This is a genomic window from Stenotrophomonas pictorum JCM 9942, from assembly GCF_001310775.1.
Taxonomy (GTDB): Bacteria; Pseudomonadota; Gammaproteobacteria; order Xanthomonadales; family Xanthomonadaceae; genus Stenotrophomonas; species Stenotrophomonas pictorum.
This window is the reverse complement of the sequence record NZ_BAZI01000548.1, coordinates 1-1,372: the sequence shown is the minus strand read 5'-3', so window position 1 is coordinate 1,372 and position 1,372 is coordinate 1. Positions and strand designations below refer to the sequence as shown.

Sequence of the window (1,372 nt, the reverse complement as noted above, 5' to 3'; positions counted from 1 at the left end):
TTCCGTTACGCGCCCGGGTTGCGGGCCGCGCCGCGCCAGCCGACAGCGCCGACGCCGTACTTGTGCACGACCTTCCAGCTCAGACCGTCGGTGCGGAAGTTGTTTTCCTGCTCCAGAACCGGCGTCTGCACACCATTGAGGAACGCCACCTCGATGACCGGCTCGATGCCCGGATCGGCGAAGCCGTACCACGCCTTGCCGGTGCCCAGGCGCGGCGAGGTGATGATCTCGGTGAAGGTGTTCCGCGCGATGTTGGGCAGCTGGAACTTGTTGCTGACATCCGGGTTGTACTCGGCGTTGTTGACCAGCCCGGCCTTGCCTTTCATCGCGGAGGTGCCGAGGAAGCGCGACAACGTGATGTCCAGGTAGTCGTTACCGCCCGGATCCATCTGGCTCTCGATCAGCTGGCGCATCGCATCGAACGCATCGACGCTGATATCGGCGCCGGCGGCGATGTTGTTGTGGTCGGCATGGAACAGCGTCTTGCCGTCGCTCATCACCGGGCCGAGACCGCCGTTCAACGCCAGCAACGCGTAGACGTCCTTCTCGATGGTGCGCCCCGCCGCCTGGCCAAGCGCGGTGGTGATGCGGACGAAGGCGCCCAGGTCGTCGTTGACCAGAACTTCCGGCGTGATCTGCAGGATGCGGCCCTTGCGCGCGCCCTTGATGGTCTCCTTCTCGCCATCGTCCAGCACGCCGTTTTCGTACTCGCCGGCCTCGTTGACCGGCTTGAGGTCGGAGAAGCCGGCCAGGTGGTAGCGGTTGTGCGGACGGTAATCCGACAGGGTGCCGGTGGAGCAGAAGCGGTTCCAGGTGAACGCCTGCAGGTTGTAGGCACCGATCAGGATCTTGTGCAGGGTGTTTTCCAGCAGCACCGGGAAATCGCTGGTGGTCTGCACGGCCAGCACGCGGCGTGCGATTTCCTCGCGGTCCATGCTGCGGGTGTTGACGCCGGCGCGGATCAGCGACTGCTCGGCCAGGCCAAGCAGCGTGGTATTGACGTAGGGGTTGCCGTCACGCGCTTGCACGGCAGCATCGCCGGTAAGGACGCCGGCGCGGGCCAGCAGCGCATTGACCTGCGCGCGGCGCTGGTTGTCTTCTTCCGGCACCACGTCGGTGATCTGCTGGTTGAAGCCACCGTTCAGCGGCTGGCCACCGGCGGCGAGCTTGGCGAGCAGCTTGCCCTGCGCGGCCTCGGCGGTGATGGTGTGATCGCCCAGGCACTCATTCTCCAGCGCGGTGACGCCGGCCACGTCACGGAAGCCGGCAAACACGGTGCGGATGGACGCGGTGCGCGCCGACATGGCGGCGAGCACAGCACTCACGGTCTGCTCGGTACCGGCAGCGGCGACAGGTGCGGGAGCGGCAGCGA

General features: G+C 66.3%; 1 protein-coding gene. It reads right to left on the bottom strand.

What is annotated here, in order from left to right; genetic code table 11:
- Positions 1–5: 5 nt before the first annotated feature.
- Positions 6–1,372: phage major capsid protein (locus JCM9942_RS15910; protein WP_484600261.1), on the bottom strand; the 1,367-nt coding region annotated here is incomplete at its 5' end.